Origin of the sequence: Herbiconiux aconitum (genome assembly GCF_024979235.1) — a bacterium.
GTDB lineage: Bacteria > Actinomycetota > Actinomycetes > Actinomycetales > Microbacteriaceae > Herbiconiux > Herbiconiux aconitum.
The window spans coordinates 1264004-1279041 of the sequence record NZ_JANLCM010000002.1; the positions used below are offsets into that span (position 1 = coordinate 1264004).

Below are 15038 nucleotides of genomic sequence, written 5' to 3' on the forward strand. Positions count from 1 at the left end.
CGAATCGTATCGGGGACGCGCGCGGGAGTTGGGTACATCTTTCACTTCCGTCACATAGCCTGGTGCCCATGTGGAAGCCCTCTGCCCGCGCGCTGGGCGTGGTCGTCGCCCTCGTGGCGCTCGTCGCCACGCCGAATCTGGCGGCGACGGCGAGCCCGGCAGCGAGCCTCGCGGCAGCTCCGGCTAGCTCAGTGCGCGCGGACTACCCCACCTGGGACGAGGTGAACGCAGCCAAGCTGAACGAGCAGGCCAAGCAGACCGAGGTCAACAACATCCTCGCGGCGCTCGACCAACTCGAGAACGACGCCGCCCAACGCACGCAGGAGGCGCTCCAGCGCGGCCAGGAGTATCTGCAGGCCACCTACGACCTGCAAGCCGCGACCACGTACGCCGACACTCTCGACACGCAGGCCGCCGCCGCAACCGAGAAGGCCAGCACCGCGAACACGCAAGCGGGTCAGATCGCAGCTCAGCTCTACCGGGCGGGTGGTGACTCCACCCTCAATCTGATCCTGAACCAGAACGATTCCGATTCCTTGCTCTATCAGCTGGGCACCATGTCGAAGCTCACAGAGCAGACGGCCGGCATCCGCGATGCCGCCGTCGCCGCGCAGAACACGGCCGACGCCCTGACCGATCAGGCCGCCCTCGCCAAGGCTGAGCGAGACAAGCTCGCCCAACAGGCGAACGACCGCCTGGCCGCGGCCGAAGAGGCACAGGAAAAAGCGAAGGCGAAGGTCGCAGAAGAGACGACGCACAAGGACCAGCTCTACGCGCAGCTGGGCTCCCTGCAGAACACCTCCGCAGCACTCGAGAAGGAACGCGCGGATGGCATCGCGCAGGAAGAGGCCGACCGGATCAAGCGGGAGAACGCCGCCGCCGAAGCCGCCGCTGGAGCCGAAGGCGGGGGTGACCCCGGCAGCGCCTGGGTTCCGGGTGACGGCTCGATCATGTCTCCCGGCGAAGCGCAGGCCTACGCGTCGAGCATCATGGGCTCCTACGGTTGGGACGGCGGGCAGTTCGACTGCCTCGTGCGCCTGTGGATCGGCGAATCCGGATGGCGGGCGAACGCGCTCAACGAGTCGAGTGGGGCCTACGGCATCCCGCAATCCTTGCCCGCGAACAAGATGGCGTCGGTGGCTGACGATTACCTCACGAACGCCGCCACCCAGATAATCTGGGGCATGAACTACATCGCCGGACGGTATGGCACGCCCTGCTCAGCACTCTCGACGTGGAACGCCCGCGACCCGCACTGGTACTGAGCCGCGATCGCGGTGCCGCTCAGTGCCAGCGGTGATCCTGGATGGTCATGCGCGGGCCGTGCCGGGGTGCGCGGAAGCCGCTCGCGAACACGAGTCGCACGATCCGCTGCCGTTGGCCCGCCCAGGGCTCGAGCAGCTCGGCCAGAGCGTCGTCGTCGATCGCCTCGCCCACCAACGCCCAGCCGATCTGGGCGGCCAGGTGGTAGTCGCCGAAGCTGACGGCATCCGGATCTCCGTGGGAACGCTGCGAGGTCTCCGCCGCCGTCCACACCCCGACGCCCGAGACCGTGCGCAGCAACCGCTGCACCTCGGCGCCGCCGCGCTCGTGCACGGTGGTGCGTTCGAGACCGCGCGCGACCGTCGCCGCCGCGATCACCGTACGGGAACGCCGTGGGTCGACACCGGCTCGATGCCACTCCCACGAGGGGATGCGTCGCCACTGCTGGGGGGTGAGCGGCACCCGTAACTGCGGGGGCACGGGGCCGGGGGGCCGCTCGCCGTGCGCCGTCACGAGCACCCGCCAGGCGCGGAACGCCTCGGTCGACGTGATCTTCTGCTCGATGATCGCCGCGGCGAGGGAGTCGATCACCCGGCCGGTGCGCGTGAGACGCAGACCGGGATTTTGATGCAGCGAGGTGGCGAGCAGTTCGTGCCTTGAGGCGTCGAGGTCGCTCCAATCGTCGCCTCTGCCGAGCAGCTCGGGCGCGGTCTGCAGAGCAGCGGATGCGCCACTCCCCCAGGCGCGCACCAGCACGCGCCCGCGGGTGCCCGAGACATGCAGGCTCGCGGTGCCCTCGGGCGTGCGCATTGCGATCCAGATGCCACCGCCCGACTCGTCGAAGCGCACGCACGGGTCGCCCGGGCCTCGGCGGAGCGGAGCGAGCGTCGCCCGGAAGTCGACCGGATGCGGCGGCTCGTAGACCAGCTCGAGCGGCTCGCGCACGGCGGGACGCGCATCCGCCGTGCCCTGCTCACCCGTGATCGTCATCTCGCAGCCAGACTACGTGAGCCCGCGGACATCGCGTTGCCCAGCCGGGCGCGCCGAGCGCGGACAACTCCAATCCTCCGTCGAACCGCCGTTCTCTACGGCGCCGCTGCCTGCCTCGTTTGGAGAACTCCGGGTGTCAGGGGCGGATGACGGCGTCGAGGAGGTCGAGGAGCCAACGCGGGCCCCGCACCTCGGCGCCGAACGCCGCGACTCGGTCGGAGAGCTCCCGATCGGCGGTGACCACGATGGTGGTGGCCTGGTCGCCGGGCGCGATTCGCGTCGACCGCGCGACTTCGGCCACGATCGCGTCGTCGCCCGACCCCTCCGCGCGCACCACAGTCACCTCGGGGGTCAGCGCCGCCATCGACGGCTCAACACCGTTCTGCACGGAACTGCGCGACGCTCCATCCGATTGCTCGCCCGGCGATGACGCTCCATCCGATTGCTCGCGCGGCGTCGAGGCTCCATCCGGCGCGCCCTTCCTCGCCTGACCTTCCAGAACCACGGAGAACTGCGGCCACGTGCGCCCCATCGACAGCCCGAACTCGCTCGCGTCGACGCCGGCCGCGCTCAACGCCTCCACCTGCCGAAGGAGCCGTGCCGCCGCGCCCGCTCGGTCCTTCCACCAGCCGTCGGGCCGCGAACCCACGACGTTGGCGGCATCCACGACGATCCGGTGGCTCTCGCCCAACCGCCCACGGAGCTGTGGCCACGACGCACCGAAGCCCGGGTGCAGCGGAAGCGCGTCGACCTCGTCGAGCGGAACCCAGCGCAGCTCGAGGCTCTCGGTGTCGCCGATGCTCGGCTGGAACGGGCGCAACGCCCGCGTCACCACCGTCTCGTACGACCAGAAGCCGAGCTCGAGCACGGACGTGAACGCGATCTCCAGCGCGTCCGCCGGCACCCCGGCCTCTTCGCCGGCTTCGCGGATGGCGCCGGCCATGGCCGACTCGCCCTCGTGCCGCGCGCCACCCGGGAGCCCCCAGGTTCCTCCGAAATGGCTCCACTCGGCACGATGCTGCAACAGGATGCCCGACGCCGGGTCGTGCACGAGCAGGCCGGCCGCGCCGTAGCGGCCCCAGAAGCGCCGGCCGTCGGGCCCTTCCACCCAGGCGTCGCCGCTGTCGCGCGGCGGATGACGGGGCGGGACGTCGGTCATGCTCCCAGCTTCTCACGGCGTGCGTTCCGGTTCGAACGGCCATGATGGAGGAATGCACGAAGCTCCCGGCCTGCCGTATCTGCCTCCGCTGGCACATCCGGTGCGTCAGCTGGGCACGCGGCACTTCGACTTCGACCGCCGCATCGCCGTGATGGCGATCGTGAACCGCACGCCCGACTCCTTCTTCGATCAGGGAGCCACCTTCACGCTCGACCGTGCCATCGACCGAGCGGTCGCGGCGGCCGACGCGGGAGCCGACTGGGTCGACATCGGGGGTGCGAAGTTCGCGCCCGGGCCCGAGATCTCGGCCGACGACGAGCTCGACCGGGTGCTCCCCGTGGTCGAAGCGGTGGCTGCCCGAAGCGACGTCGTGATCTCGGTCGACACCTTCCGCGCCTCCGTCGCCGCCGCGTGCATCGCCGCCGGCGCCCACGTGGTGAACGACACCACCGGACTGAGCGACCCCGACCTGGCCGACGTGGTCGCCGCATCCGGAGCCTCCCTCGTCATCACCCACAGCCTCGCCGAGCCACGCAAGCCCTTTCCCCACCCGCACTACGACGACATCGCCGCCGAGGTGCGGAGCTTTCTCGAAGCCCGGGTCGAGCGGGCGTTGGCGGCGGGTGTGCCGGCCGACCGCCTGTTCCTCGACCCCGGACACGACCTCAACAAGAACACCGTGCAGAGCCTGGAGTTGACGAGGCGGATGGCCGAGATCACGAGCATCGGCATCCCGACGCTGGCGGCGGTGTCGAACAAGGACTTCGTGGGCGAGAGCATCGGCGCCGAGAAGAGCGACCGGCTGGAGGGCTCGATCGCGGCGGCGACCACCTGCGTGCTGCTGGGCGCCCGGGTCGTGCGCATGCACGACGTGCGCGCCTCGGTGGCGGCGATGCGGATGCTCGAAGCCATCCTCGGGTTCCGTGAGCCCGTGCAGGCGCTGCACAACGTGTGATCGGGGAGGCCTGGAGATGACGGAGATCGAGGAGCTGTTCCCTCATCCGGGGGGCGCACTCAGCCCCGCGGAGGTGCTCGCGCGGTACGAACCCGACGACCGCGTCAAGCCGCTCCTGCGGGTGAACTTCATCCAGAGCGTCGACGGGTCGGCCACTCTCGCGGGGCGATCCGGCGGCCTCGGGCAGCCCGCCGACAAGGTCGTGTTCGACGTGCTCCGCGGTGTCTCCGACGTGGTGCTCGTCGGAGCGGGAACCGCCCGCGCCGAGGGCTACGGCGCACTCACCGCGACCGATGAGCTGGTGAGATGGCGGCTCGCACAAGGCCTTCCGGCGCATCCCACCATGGCGCTTGTGAGCCGCAGCCTCAACCTCGACTCCGAGAGCGACCTCTTCACCCGAGCGTTCGCGCGACCGATCGTCTTCACCGTGCCGCCGGCGCCGGCGGATGCGCGAGCGCGGCTCTCCGAGGTGGCGACGGTCATCGACGCAGGCGACGGGGGCACTGCAGGCGCGGGGGGCGCCGGGGGTGCGGCCGAGCGGGTCGATCCGCTTCTCGTGCGCCGCGAATTGATCGCCCGGGGCCTGCCGCAGGTACTCTGCGAGGGCGGACCCCGGCTGTTCGGCGACCTGATCGCCGCCGACCTCGTCGACGAGCTGTGCCTCACCCTGAGCCCGGTACTCGAAGGCGGGGCGGGCCCGCGGATCGCGTCGCCCGCGCCCGGCCCCACCGCTCCGCGAGGGCTCGAGCTCGATCTGCTGCTGCGCAGCGAGAGCATGCTGCTCTCCCGGTGGTCGCGCGACTGACACGCTCGCGGCCATCCCGCAACGCGAAAGTGAACAGCAGCCGGATATGAGCAGTGTCACCCAAACGGGTGGCGTCGCGGCTCCGAATGACTTCCATGCCGCCGCCCATGACGTCGACCCTCGATCGTGGTGCCGCATCCGGTGCACCGGATGCGAGCAGCGCGCTGCCGAACACTCCCCCGGCCGGTCCGCCCCGGCAACGCAGGGGGCCGGCCGCTTGGTTGCGCCGCCATCGGGTGTCGCTCGCCTGGTTCTTGCCGGCCTTCGCGGTGGGGTTCGCGGCGCAGATCGTCAACCTCGCCGGCTCACCGGTGCGCACCGGCTCTGAGGGCACCATCACGGCACAGGCATGGGCCGTCGGCAAGCTCGGCGAATTGTCCCCCTTTGGTTCCGGGTACGACCATCCGCCGCTCGGCTGGCTGCAGCTGGCCGGCTACACGACTCTCACGAGCGCCTTCGAGCGTCACGACATCGCGGTGCTTGCAGGTCGCGAGTTCATGGTGATGGTCACCCTGGTCTCGGCTGCCTTGCTGTGGATGCTCGCCCGACGGCTGCGACTGAGCCGACCCGCAGCGACCGGCGCCCTCCTGCTGTTCACCCTCTCCCCATTGGCACTGCAGTTCCACCGCACGGTCACCCTCGAGGGCATCGCCATGATGTGGCTGCTCGCCGCTTTCGTGCTGGCGCTCAGCCGGCGCAGACAGCTCGCGGCGTTCCTCGGTGCCGCGGTCGCCTTCGGCGTCGCGGTGCTGAGCTCACAGACCGTTCTTCTCACGCTGCCGCTGCTGGGCTGGTTGATGTGGCGGAACGCGCATCCGTCGAGCCGCCGGAGGACCCTGTCGCTGGCTGCGAGCGTGCTGCTGGCGATCGGCGTCGGCTCCGTGCTCCTGGCGTTCCTGAACGGGGCGCTCACAACCGGCGGCGGGCGGGCCGGCCTGATCGACGGCGTGATCATCCACCTCGGCTGGGGTCAGACGGGTGATTCGCTCGCCGATCCCGACGGCCTCGTCTCGACGACGTTCGGCCAGTGGTGGCAACTCGACCGGGTGGGCATCATCGCCGCTGGTGTCGCTGCTGCCGGAGCCCTGTTCATGCGGCGGCTGCGGCCCTTCGGCATCACCTTTCTGCTGCTCAGTGCTTTCCTCCTGGTCAGTGCCTTCCTGCTCCGACCCGGCGGGTCTGTGCCCGCGTCGGTCGTCGTGCTGCTGATCCCGTTCGCGGCACTGCTGATCTCCGGTGTCGTGCTGAGTGCCGCGAGCTCGCTGCTGCCCAAGTCGTCGGACACGTTCCCGCGGCAGGCCATCGGTGTCGTCATGGTCGCGGCCGCCCTGGCCGCGGGTATCGTCGCCGGCCCGCTCTGGACGACCCAGCTGCGCGGCCTCGTTCTCGCCGACCGGGATCAGCCGATGCGCGACGCCCAGAGCTGGATCGAAGCCAACATCACCACGGACTCGCGGCTCATCGTCGACGACGCGATGTGGGTCGAGCTGATGCAAGCCGGCTTCGCCCGGGACGCCGTGATCCGATACTCCACGCTCGACACCGACCCCGACACCGCCGCTGCCGCCGATCCCGACACCGCCGCCGACACCGACACCGCCGCCGCCGCCGACTCGGCCGTGCCCGTGCCGGCACGATCCTCTGACGGCTGGCGGGACTCCGACTACGTCGTCTCGACCGACTCGATGCGGACACTCACGCGCCCCGGAGACGGCGCGCGTCAGGCCATCGACAATTCCCTCGAGGTCGCCCGCTTCGGCCAACGCGAGCAGCGCGTCGACATCCGTGAGGTCGCCCCCGACGGCATCGATGGGGCGAACGCCGAGCTGCAGGCCGCGTACGCGGTTCGCGCGGCGGCCGGCAGCCAATTGGCCGCCAACCCTGCACTCTCGCTCGAGGGCGACTCGGGCGACCTCCTCGCCGGTGGCCGCGTGGATTCGCGCGTCATCCTCTCGCTCGGTCAGCTGCTCGGCGACGGAGCGGTGACGGTCGAGGCATTCCCGCTCGTCGCGGGCGAGAGCGACACCGTGCGCCGGCAGGTGCTCGTGTCGTCGAACGACGACGCGTCGCTCGACGACTGGTTCCGCTCGCTGGGTGCGCCGGTCGCCCCTTCCTCGGTCGTCGCGACCTCCGACGGCGTTCTCGTCACCTTCCCGCTCGGAGAACCAGAAGCACTCCTCCCCCCGGTCGCACCCTGACCGACCCACCCCAGCACCGATCCCACTCAGGAAAGGAACAGACCATGAAGACCCGAAAAGATCACTCCCGGATGAACCGTCTCGCCACCACAGGAGCCGCCCTCGCGGCGACCCTCGCCTTCGGAGCCTTCGGAGTCGTCGGCGTCGGCGCATCCGCCGCTCACGCCGATGAGCCGGGCAACGGCTGGGTGCGCGTCGCCCACCTCTCGCCCGACACCAAGTCGGTCGACGTGAAGCTCACCGCACTCTCTGGTGGCGATCTCGTCTCCGAGCTCTCCGGAGTCGCCTACGGCGCCGTCTCCGACTACATCGAGGTTCCCCCAGGAACGTATGTGGTGTCGATGGTGCCGGCCGGCTCGGCGAAATCGACCGCCCCGATGATCCGGCAATCCGTGAACATCCTCAGCGGACGACCGGTGACCGTCGCCGCCTACGGGCGCAACGCCGATCTCGACACGACGGTCTTCTCCGACGACCTCACCCCACCGGCCGACGGCCAAGCGCGGGTGCGGGTCATCCAGGCCTCGACGACCGCCCGATCGGTCGACATCGCCACCACGACCGGCGTCTCGGTCACCAAGGATGCGAAGCAAGGCACCGCCAGCGGGTATTCGAGCGTCGGTGCCGGGCCCTGGACGCTCAGCATCGTCGGCGACCCGGCCACGTCGAGAAGCCGCACCTCCGAGGCGCAGATCGATCTCGCGTCGGGTTCGGTGGCGACCCTATTTGTTCTCGACACGGCCAACGGCGGCGTCACGGTGAAGCCGGTGGTCGACTCGGCGAGCGTCGGTGATCTGCCGACCGGCGGCATCCAGACCGGCGGCGGCGGAACAGCCACGGAGCACGTCGGCACCGCAGCGGCCGCCGGCACCGCAGGCACCCCCGACGCCACGACCGGCTCGCTCGGCGGCGGAACGCCGTTCGGGGCAGGGAACGCGGTAGGGGTGGGCGCGTTGGTGCTGCTGTTCGGCGTCATGGGCGCAGCCGCCCTGCACCTGCGCCGAAGCGGCCGCGCGGGCGGAACACGCTGATGCACCGTCGCTCGGCCCTCGGCCGGGCGGCGCCGCCGGGGCTGCTCCTCGCCGGAGCGATCGTGGCCGTCGCCGGGCTGATCGCCGGGCTGATCGCCGGATGCACGGGCGTCGGGGCGAGCCATTCCGGAGGCGTCGGCGAGGCCACGTCCGCTGCGACCGCCACAGCATCGGCCTCGGAGTCGGCCGACGCAGGCCGATCCGATCCCGCGATCGGCGCGGCGGGCGGATTCCAGAACCCGCAGCTCGAGGAATCCGCACCTGCCGGACGAACGGATGCGCAGCCCGTGCGGGTGCGCATCCCCGGCATCGGCGTCGACTCCGGCCTCGAGGCACTGACGCGTGATGCGGCGGGCTGGATCGAACCACCCACCGACTTCGGCAGCGCCGGTTGGTATCGCGACGGCGTCGTGCCCGGCCAGCTCGGGCCGGCGGTCATCGCGGGACACATCGATTCCGTCGTCGGCCCTGCCGTCTTCTACGACCTCGTGAAGCTCACGCCGGGCGACACCGTGCAGGTCGAGCTCGCCGACGGCAGCACCGTCGCCTTCCGGGTCGACCGGAGCATCCAGGTGCCGAAGAACGACTTCCCCACCGAGGCCGTCTACGGGCCGACCCCGGATGCCCAACTGCGGCTCGTGACGTGCGGCGGCACCTTCGACGACGCATCCGGCCACTACGTCGACAACGTCGTGGTGTTCGCCACGAAGATCTGAGGGGTGTGCTGTGTTAGTTGCCTCGGGCGCCGTGCTTCGCGCGGCGTCCTCGGGCGGCGCCGGTCCCTGCCCGGCGCCGCGCGACATGTTCCGGTGAGGTCGCTTCGCGGCCTCGCCGTCACCCTGGGTCGTCGAGTAGGGCCTGTTGCGTGCCGTGCCGTGCGCTCGTGTGCGAAACGACGGAGTTTCGGGCCCCACATCGGAAACGACGGAACCCCAGCCCGTAGTTCCGCGCCCCCTCCGTCGTTTCGTTCCCGTTCTCGTTTCCCAAGTGTTGGGAAACGAGACCGCAGGCCGCGGGCCGCGCTCGACGACCCAGGGTGAGCGCGCGGCCGCGTCAGCGACCGCACGCGAACATGTCGCCTCGCGCCGCAGAAGCGGCGGCGCGAGCAGTTAGGGCCCGCCCAGCCGAAGGCCGGGCGAGCCCGAAAAACGGCGAGGCGGTACCCATCCCGCGCCTACAACTGGTCCACCGCAGTAACCCGCACCACCGCAACGCCTGCCTCGTTCGAGGCGGCGAGGTCGATCTCGGCCGAGATGCCCCAGTCGTGGTCGCCGGCCGGGTCGTCGAAGATCTGACGCGCACGCCAGACGGTGGGCGTCTCCTCGAGGATGAGCAGCGCGGCACTGCGCGCGTGCGGGCCGATGCCCACGGCGTCGTGCACGTCGTAATAGTCGTCCATCGCTTCGGCCCAGCGTGTGGCCGAGAAGCCGGATGCGGCATCCAGTTCGCCGAGCTCGGTCCACGCCTCGCGCGCGGCGAGCGTGACCCGGCGGAACAGCTCGTTGCGCACCAGGATGCGGAAGGCCCGCGGGTTCGAGGTGAGCAGCCGCGGCGCCGGCGGCACGATCGCCTCTTCCGAGTCCTCCCGGGCGGCGGCCGCGGCGACCGCCTCGGGGTTGATCAGCGCCTCCCACTCGTCGAGAACACTGGAGTCGGTCTGCCGCACGAGCTCGCCGAGCCACTCGATCAGGTCGAGCAGGTCGTCGTTCTTGTACTCGTCGGGAACGGTCGTGCGGAGCGTGCGGTAGGCATCCGAGAGGTAGCGGAGCACCAGCCCCTCCGAGCGGGCGAGCCGGTAGAACGTGGTGTACTCGCCGAACGACATCGCCCGCTCGTACATGTCGCGGATCACCGACTTCGGCGAGATGTCGAAGTCGCCGATCCACGGCTGCGTCGCCCGGTAGGTGTCGAACGCCTCGCCGAGGAGTCCGGCGAGCGGCTTCGGGTAGCTCACCTCGTCGAGCAGCTCCATCCGCTGCTCGTACTCGATGCCCTCGGCCTTCATGGCCTGCACCGCCTCGCCGCGGGCCACGAACTGCTGCGCCGAGAGCACGGGGCGCGGGTCGTCGAGGATGGCCTCGGTCACCGACACCACGTCGAGCGCGAACGTCGGTGACTCCTCGTCGAGCAGGTCGTAGACGGCGAGCGCGAAGGGCGAGAGCGGCTGGTTGAGCGCGAAGTTCGGCTGCAGATCGACGGTGAGACGGATGAGGGTCTGCCCGGTGGTCGCATCCGTCACCTCCTCCACCACCCCGGCCGTGCGGAGGGTGCGGTAGATGGCGAGAGCTTGGCGGATGAGGTCGCGCTGCCGCGGCCGGGGCTCGTGGTTGTCTTCGAGGAGGTCGCGCATCGACGTGAACACGTCTCCGCCGCGAGCGATCGTGTTCAGCACCATGGCGTGCGTCACCGTGAGGTGTGAGGTGAGCCGCTCCGGCTGCGCCGCGATCAGCTTCTCGAAGCTCGGCTCGCCCCACGAGACGAAGCCCTCCGGCGCTTTCTTGCGCACGAACTTGCGCCGCTTCTTCGGGTCGTCGCCCATCTTCGCGAGCGCCTTGAGGTTCTCGGTCTCGTGCTCGGGCGCCTGCACCACGACCGTTCCCGCCGTGTCGAAACCCGCTCGGCCGGCCCGACCCGCGATCTGGTGGAACTCGCGCGCGGTGAGCTGGCGCATCCGGGTGCCGTCGAACTTCGTGAGCGCCGACAGCAGCACGGTGCGGATCGGCACGTTGATGCCGACGCCGAGCGTGTCGGTGCCGCAGATGACCCTGAGCAATCCGCGCTGGGCGAGGCGCTCGACCAGGCGCCGATACTTCGGCAGCATGCCCGCGTGGTGCACGCCGATGCCGAGACGCAGCAGGCGCGAGAGCGTCTTGCCGAATGCGGTGGTGAAGCGGAAGGGCCCGATCAGCTCGGCGATCTCATCCCGCATCGCCCGGGTGGCGACCGTGATGCTCGAGAGCGCCTGTGCCCGCTCCACCGCCGCGAGCTGGGCGAAGTGCACGATGTAGATCGGTGCGCGCTGGGTGGCGAGCAGTTCCTCGACGGTCTCCTGGATGGGCGTCGTGGCGTAGCTGTAGCTGAGCGGCACCGGGCGGTCGACGCCCGTGATGACCGTGGTCTCGCGGCCCGTGCGGCGGGAGAGGTCTTCAGCCAGCCAGTCGACCTCGCCGAGGGTCGCCGACATCAGCACGAACTGCACGCCGGGGAGGGTGAGGATGGGCACCTGCCAGGCCCAGCCTCGGTCGGGGTCGGAGTAGAAGTGGAACTCGTCCATCACGACCTGGCCCACCTCGGTGCCTTCGCCGTGGCGGAGTGCGAGGTTCGCAAGGATCTCGGCCGTCGCGCAGATGATCGGCGCATCCGCGTTCACGCTCGAGTCGCCCGTGACCATGCCCACGTTCTCGGCGCCGAAGATCTCGACCAGGTCGAAGAACTTCTCCGACACGAGGGCCTTGATGGGCGCGGTGTAGTAGCTGCGGATGCCCTGGGCGAGAGCCACGGCGTGGGCGCCGACCGCGACGAGCGACTTGCCGGTTCCGGTGGGGGTGGAGAGGATGACGTTCTCGCCCGAGACGATGGCGACGATCGACTCGTCCTGCGCCGGGTAGAGCGGGGTGCCGCGATCGGCGGCCCAGCTCGCGAAGGCGTCGTAGGCGGCATCCGCGTCGTAGGGCGCCGGCATGGCCGGGCGGGACGGGAGGGTGGATGTCGGCACCCGCCCAGCCTAGGCGGTGGGTGCAAGGTGCCGGCCGCGCGGGTGGCGCCTCCCTTTCGGGAGGAGGAAACGCGAACGACCCTCCCCACGAGCGGTCGTTCGCGCTTCGTCCTCCCGAATCGACAGCACCGTGGCTCCCGGCCCACGCGCGGCGGGATGTGCGAGGCTGTCGGCATGGTTTCGGAAGGCTCCGTGCGCGTCGACAGCTGGCTCTGGGCGGTGCGCGTCTACAAGACGCGGTCGGCCGCCACCGCCGCCTGCCGCGCCGGCCACGTGCGCCTGAACGGCGAACGCGTCAAAGCCGCTCAGAACGTGCGGGTGGGCGACGAGGTGCGGGCCAGGATCAGCGGCTTCGACCGCATCCTCACCGTGCGCGCGCTCGCGGTGAAACGCGGATCGGCGGCCGTCGCCGCCACCTGCTTCACCGACCTCACTCCGCCTCCTCCGCCCCGCGAATCCGTCGCCTTCGTGCCGGTGCGCGACCGCGGAACGGGGCGCCCGACCAAGCGCGATCGCCGAGAGATCGAACGGCTGCGCGGTGTCAGGGACGACTACTAACCTTGACTCTGACGAGCCGCAGCGACGAGCGGCCGCCATCCCCTTCACCGCAAGGCCAGTAGGAGCATCATGTCTGACGCCACCACGACCGAATACCAGCTCACCGGGCGCGACCGCACCGCTCTGAAGTTCGTGGGGGCGTCGCTGCAGATCGGCAGTCCCGAGTTCCGGCAGCGCTACGAGACCATCGTCGACGAGCTCTACCGCCACCACTTCGTCGACCCCACGGCGCGCCCCGCCTACGAGCCGCCAGTCGTCGTTCCGGTCGAAGAGGTCGAGACCGAAGACCCGCTGGAGATCATCCGCGAGCAGTTGGGCCTCGTCTTCGACGACCGCCGGGCCCGCGACACGGCGAGAACGGATGCCGAGACCCGGCTCGCCGCCACGGAGGCGCAGCTCGCCGAGATGACGGCACGCTACGAGGACACGCAGGCGCGGCTGGATGCGACGGCCGCGACGCTCGCAACCCGCGAGAACGAGTTGGCCGCCCTGCACCAGCAGTACGCGGTGGACACGGCGGCGCTGCAGCAGCAGCTGTCCGACGAGGCAGCACGTCACGGCGCCCAGCTGGCCGACGAGACGGGCCGGCTGCAGGCCGACCTGGCCGCGACGACCGCGCGCCTCACCGAGGAGCAGCAGACCTCCACCGCCGGCTACGAAGCGCAGATCGCCGGGCTGCTCGCCGCTCACGCGACGCAGCTCGAAGAGTTGCACGCGGCGCACACCACCCAGGTGGCGCAGCTCACCGGCTCGCACGACTCCCAGGTGTCGCAATTGACCGACGCCCACGCCGCCCAGCTCGAAGAACTGCAGCTGGCGCACGACACCGAGACCCGGCAGCTGCGTGCCGGACACGCCTCCGAGTCGGAGGAACTGCGGTTGCACGACGAGCAGTTGCGCGCGGCGCACGCCGCCCAGCTCGAGGAGCTCGTCGCCCAGCACAGCGCAGAGACCGCACAGCTTCGAGAGCAGTCGGCGGCGGCGCTCACGGAGCTGCGGGCCGAGCACGCGGCCGAGACCGAGCGGTTGCGCGCCGAGGCCGCTGCGGCCGCCGAGCAGGCGCGCGGCGACCACGAGGCGACGGCGGCGGAGCTGCAGCGCACCCGCGCCGAAGCCGCTGCCGAGACCGAGCGCGTGCGGGCCGAAGCCGACGCTGAGGCCGAGCGGATGCGTGCGGCTGCCGCCGCGGCCGCTGCCCTGCTCGCCTCCGAGCACACGGCGGAGACCGAGCGGTTGCGCGCCGAAGCCGCCGACGAGGCCGAACGACTCCGCGCCGAAACCGAATCCGCCCGCGCCGAAGCCGAAGAGCTGCGCGCCAGCCACGCCGCGGAGTCGGAGGGGCTGCGGGGCGAGGCGACGGCGGAGGCAGAACGGCTGCGCGCCGAGGCGGAAGCCGACGCCGACGCTGCGCGCGCCGAGGCGGAGGCCGAGACCGAGCGCATCCGCGCCGAAGCGCAGGCCGAGGTGGAGACCGCCCGCGTCGAAGCCGAAGCAGCCCGCGCCGAAGCGGAAGCCGAGACCGAGCGCGTGAGGGCCGAGAACGCCGCGGCGCTCGACCGGCTCACGGCGGAGGCCGAGCAGCTCCGCGCCGAGCACGCTGCCACCCTCGCGGGGCTGTCGGCCCAGGGTGAGGGCGCCGAGGCGCAGGCCGCCCAGACCGCCGCCGACCTCGACGAGGCCCGTGCCCGCATCACCGTACTGGAGAGCGAACTCGCCGCCGCTCGCGACGAGACCGAGGCGGCCCAGGCGGCCGTCTTCGCCGACGAGAGCCCGTCTGAGGCCGACGCCGCCGCCCTCGACGAAGCGCTCGCTCGCGTCGGCGAGCTGGAGGAGCAGCTGGCCGAGGCACAGGCCACGGCCGAGGCGGCCACTGCTGCAGCCGCCACGGCGACGGCAGCGAGCTCGGCTGCGGTCGCCGCCGCTGCCGCGCGACCCGAGGTCGAGACCATCGCACCTCCGACCGTCGACCCGATGGAGTTGGAAGACGCCCGCGACCGCGTCGCCGAGCTCGAGAACGAGCTGCGGGATGCGCGCACCGAGATCGGCATCCTGGCCGACGAACGCGACCGAGCACTCTCCGACTCGGCGATCTCACTCGAAGACCGCGAGAAGCTGAGCGACGCGCTCACCGATCTCCAGGCGAGCCAGAACCTCTCGGTCGGCGTCATCGAAGCCGATCTGCGTTCCGCCCGGGCACTGGTCGACGAGATCGAGGAGATCGCGACCGGCCAGCTGTGCGCCGAAGACGAGACGAGCGAGTACGCCATCGGCGCGAACGACGCGGCCGTGCTGGTGCTCAACGCGATCGCGGGCGAGGCCGACTGAGTCGCGCCGATGCGCGATGAGGGGTCATCCGGCTTCTCG

At 70.9% G+C, this 15038-nt stretch carries 11 protein-coding genes; 8 read left to right on the forward strand and 3 right to left on the reverse strand.

Annotation, left to right across the window (positions count from 1 at the left end; translation table 11 throughout):
* The first annotated feature begins 68 nt into the window (after window positions 1–68).
* A complete protein-coding gene (locus N1027_RS17365) occupies window positions 69–1265 on the forward strand; it encodes a coiled-coil domain-containing protein (protein ID WP_259509511.1) in 1197 nt (398 codons plus the stop codon).
* A gap of 19 nt (window positions 1266–1284) precedes the next feature.
* Here the strand turns inward: N1027_RS17365 and N1027_RS17370 are convergent, their stop codons facing one another.
* Together N1027_RS17370 and N1027_RS17375 are read right to left on the reverse strand one after the other, a co-directional pair.
* Window positions 1285–2253 (reverse strand): DNA-3-methyladenine glycosylase family protein, encoded by a 969-nt coding sequence (locus N1027_RS17370; protein ID WP_259509513.1) that lies wholly within the window; start codon window positions 2251–2253, stop codon window positions 1285–1287.
* 136 nt (window positions 2254–2389) lie between these two features.
* On the reverse strand, window positions 2390–3412 hold the full coding sequence (locus tag N1027_RS17375; RefSeq protein ID WP_259509515.1) for an NUDIX hydrolase: 1023 nt from the start codon (window positions 3410–3412) through the stop codon (window positions 2390–2392).
* Window positions 3413–3464: 52 nt separating this feature from the next.
* Between N1027_RS17375 and folP the strand changes: the two genes are divergently transcribed.
* The 5 genes from folP (at window position 3465) to N1027_RS17400 (ending at window position 9117) form a co-directional block, all read left to right on the forward strand.
* Complete coding sequence (gene folP, locus N1027_RS17380; protein WP_259509517.1) at window positions 3465–4367, forward strand: dihydropteroate synthase; 903 nt, start codon at window positions 3465–3467, stop codon at window positions 4365–4367.
* 16 nt (window positions 4368–4383) lie between these two features.
* Window positions 4384–5172, forward strand: coding sequence for a pyrimidine reductase family protein (locus N1027_RS17385; RefSeq protein WP_259509518.1), 789 nt, complete (start codon window positions 4384–4386; stop codon window positions 5170–5172).
* 107 nt (window positions 5173–5279) lie between these two features.
* On the forward strand, window positions 5280–7370 hold the full coding sequence (locus tag N1027_RS17390; protein WP_259509520.1) for an ArnT family glycosyltransferase: 2091 nt from the start codon (window positions 5280–5282) through the stop codon (window positions 7368–7370).
* A 44-nt stretch (window positions 7371–7414) separates the two neighbouring features.
* Window positions 7415–8401, forward strand: a complete 987-nt coding sequence (locus tag N1027_RS17395) for a DUF4397 domain-containing protein (RefSeq protein WP_259509522.1) — start codon at window positions 7415–7417, stop codon at window positions 8399–8401.
* Window positions 8401–9117 (forward strand): class F sortase, encoded by a 717-nt coding sequence (locus N1027_RS17400; RefSeq protein ID WP_259509524.1) that lies wholly within the window; start codon window positions 8401–8403, stop codon window positions 9115–9117. The genes N1027_RS17395 and N1027_RS17400 overlap by 1 nt, the downstream gene beginning before the upstream one ends.
* 458 nt (window positions 9118–9575) lie before the next feature.
* Here N1027_RS17400 and N1027_RS17405 read toward each other — a convergent pair whose 3' ends face one another.
* Window positions 9576–12083, reverse strand: coding sequence for a DEAD/DEAH box helicase (locus N1027_RS17405; protein ID WP_259510465.1), 2508 nt, complete (start codon window positions 12081–12083; stop codon window positions 9576–9578).
* A 207-nt stretch (window positions 12084–12290) separates the two neighbouring features.
* Between N1027_RS17405 and N1027_RS17410 the strand changes: the two genes are divergently transcribed.
* Window positions 12291–12674, forward strand: coding sequence for an RNA-binding S4 domain-containing protein (locus tag N1027_RS17410; protein WP_092554733.1), 384 nt, complete (start codon window positions 12291–12293; stop codon window positions 12672–12674).
* A 69-nt stretch (window positions 12675–12743) separates the two neighbouring features.
* Entirely contained in the window at window positions 12744–14999 is a 2256-nt protein-coding gene (locus N1027_RS17415; RefSeq protein WP_259509527.1) for a coiled-coil domain-containing protein, read from the forward strand.
* Window positions 15000–15038: the final 39 nt, after the last annotated feature.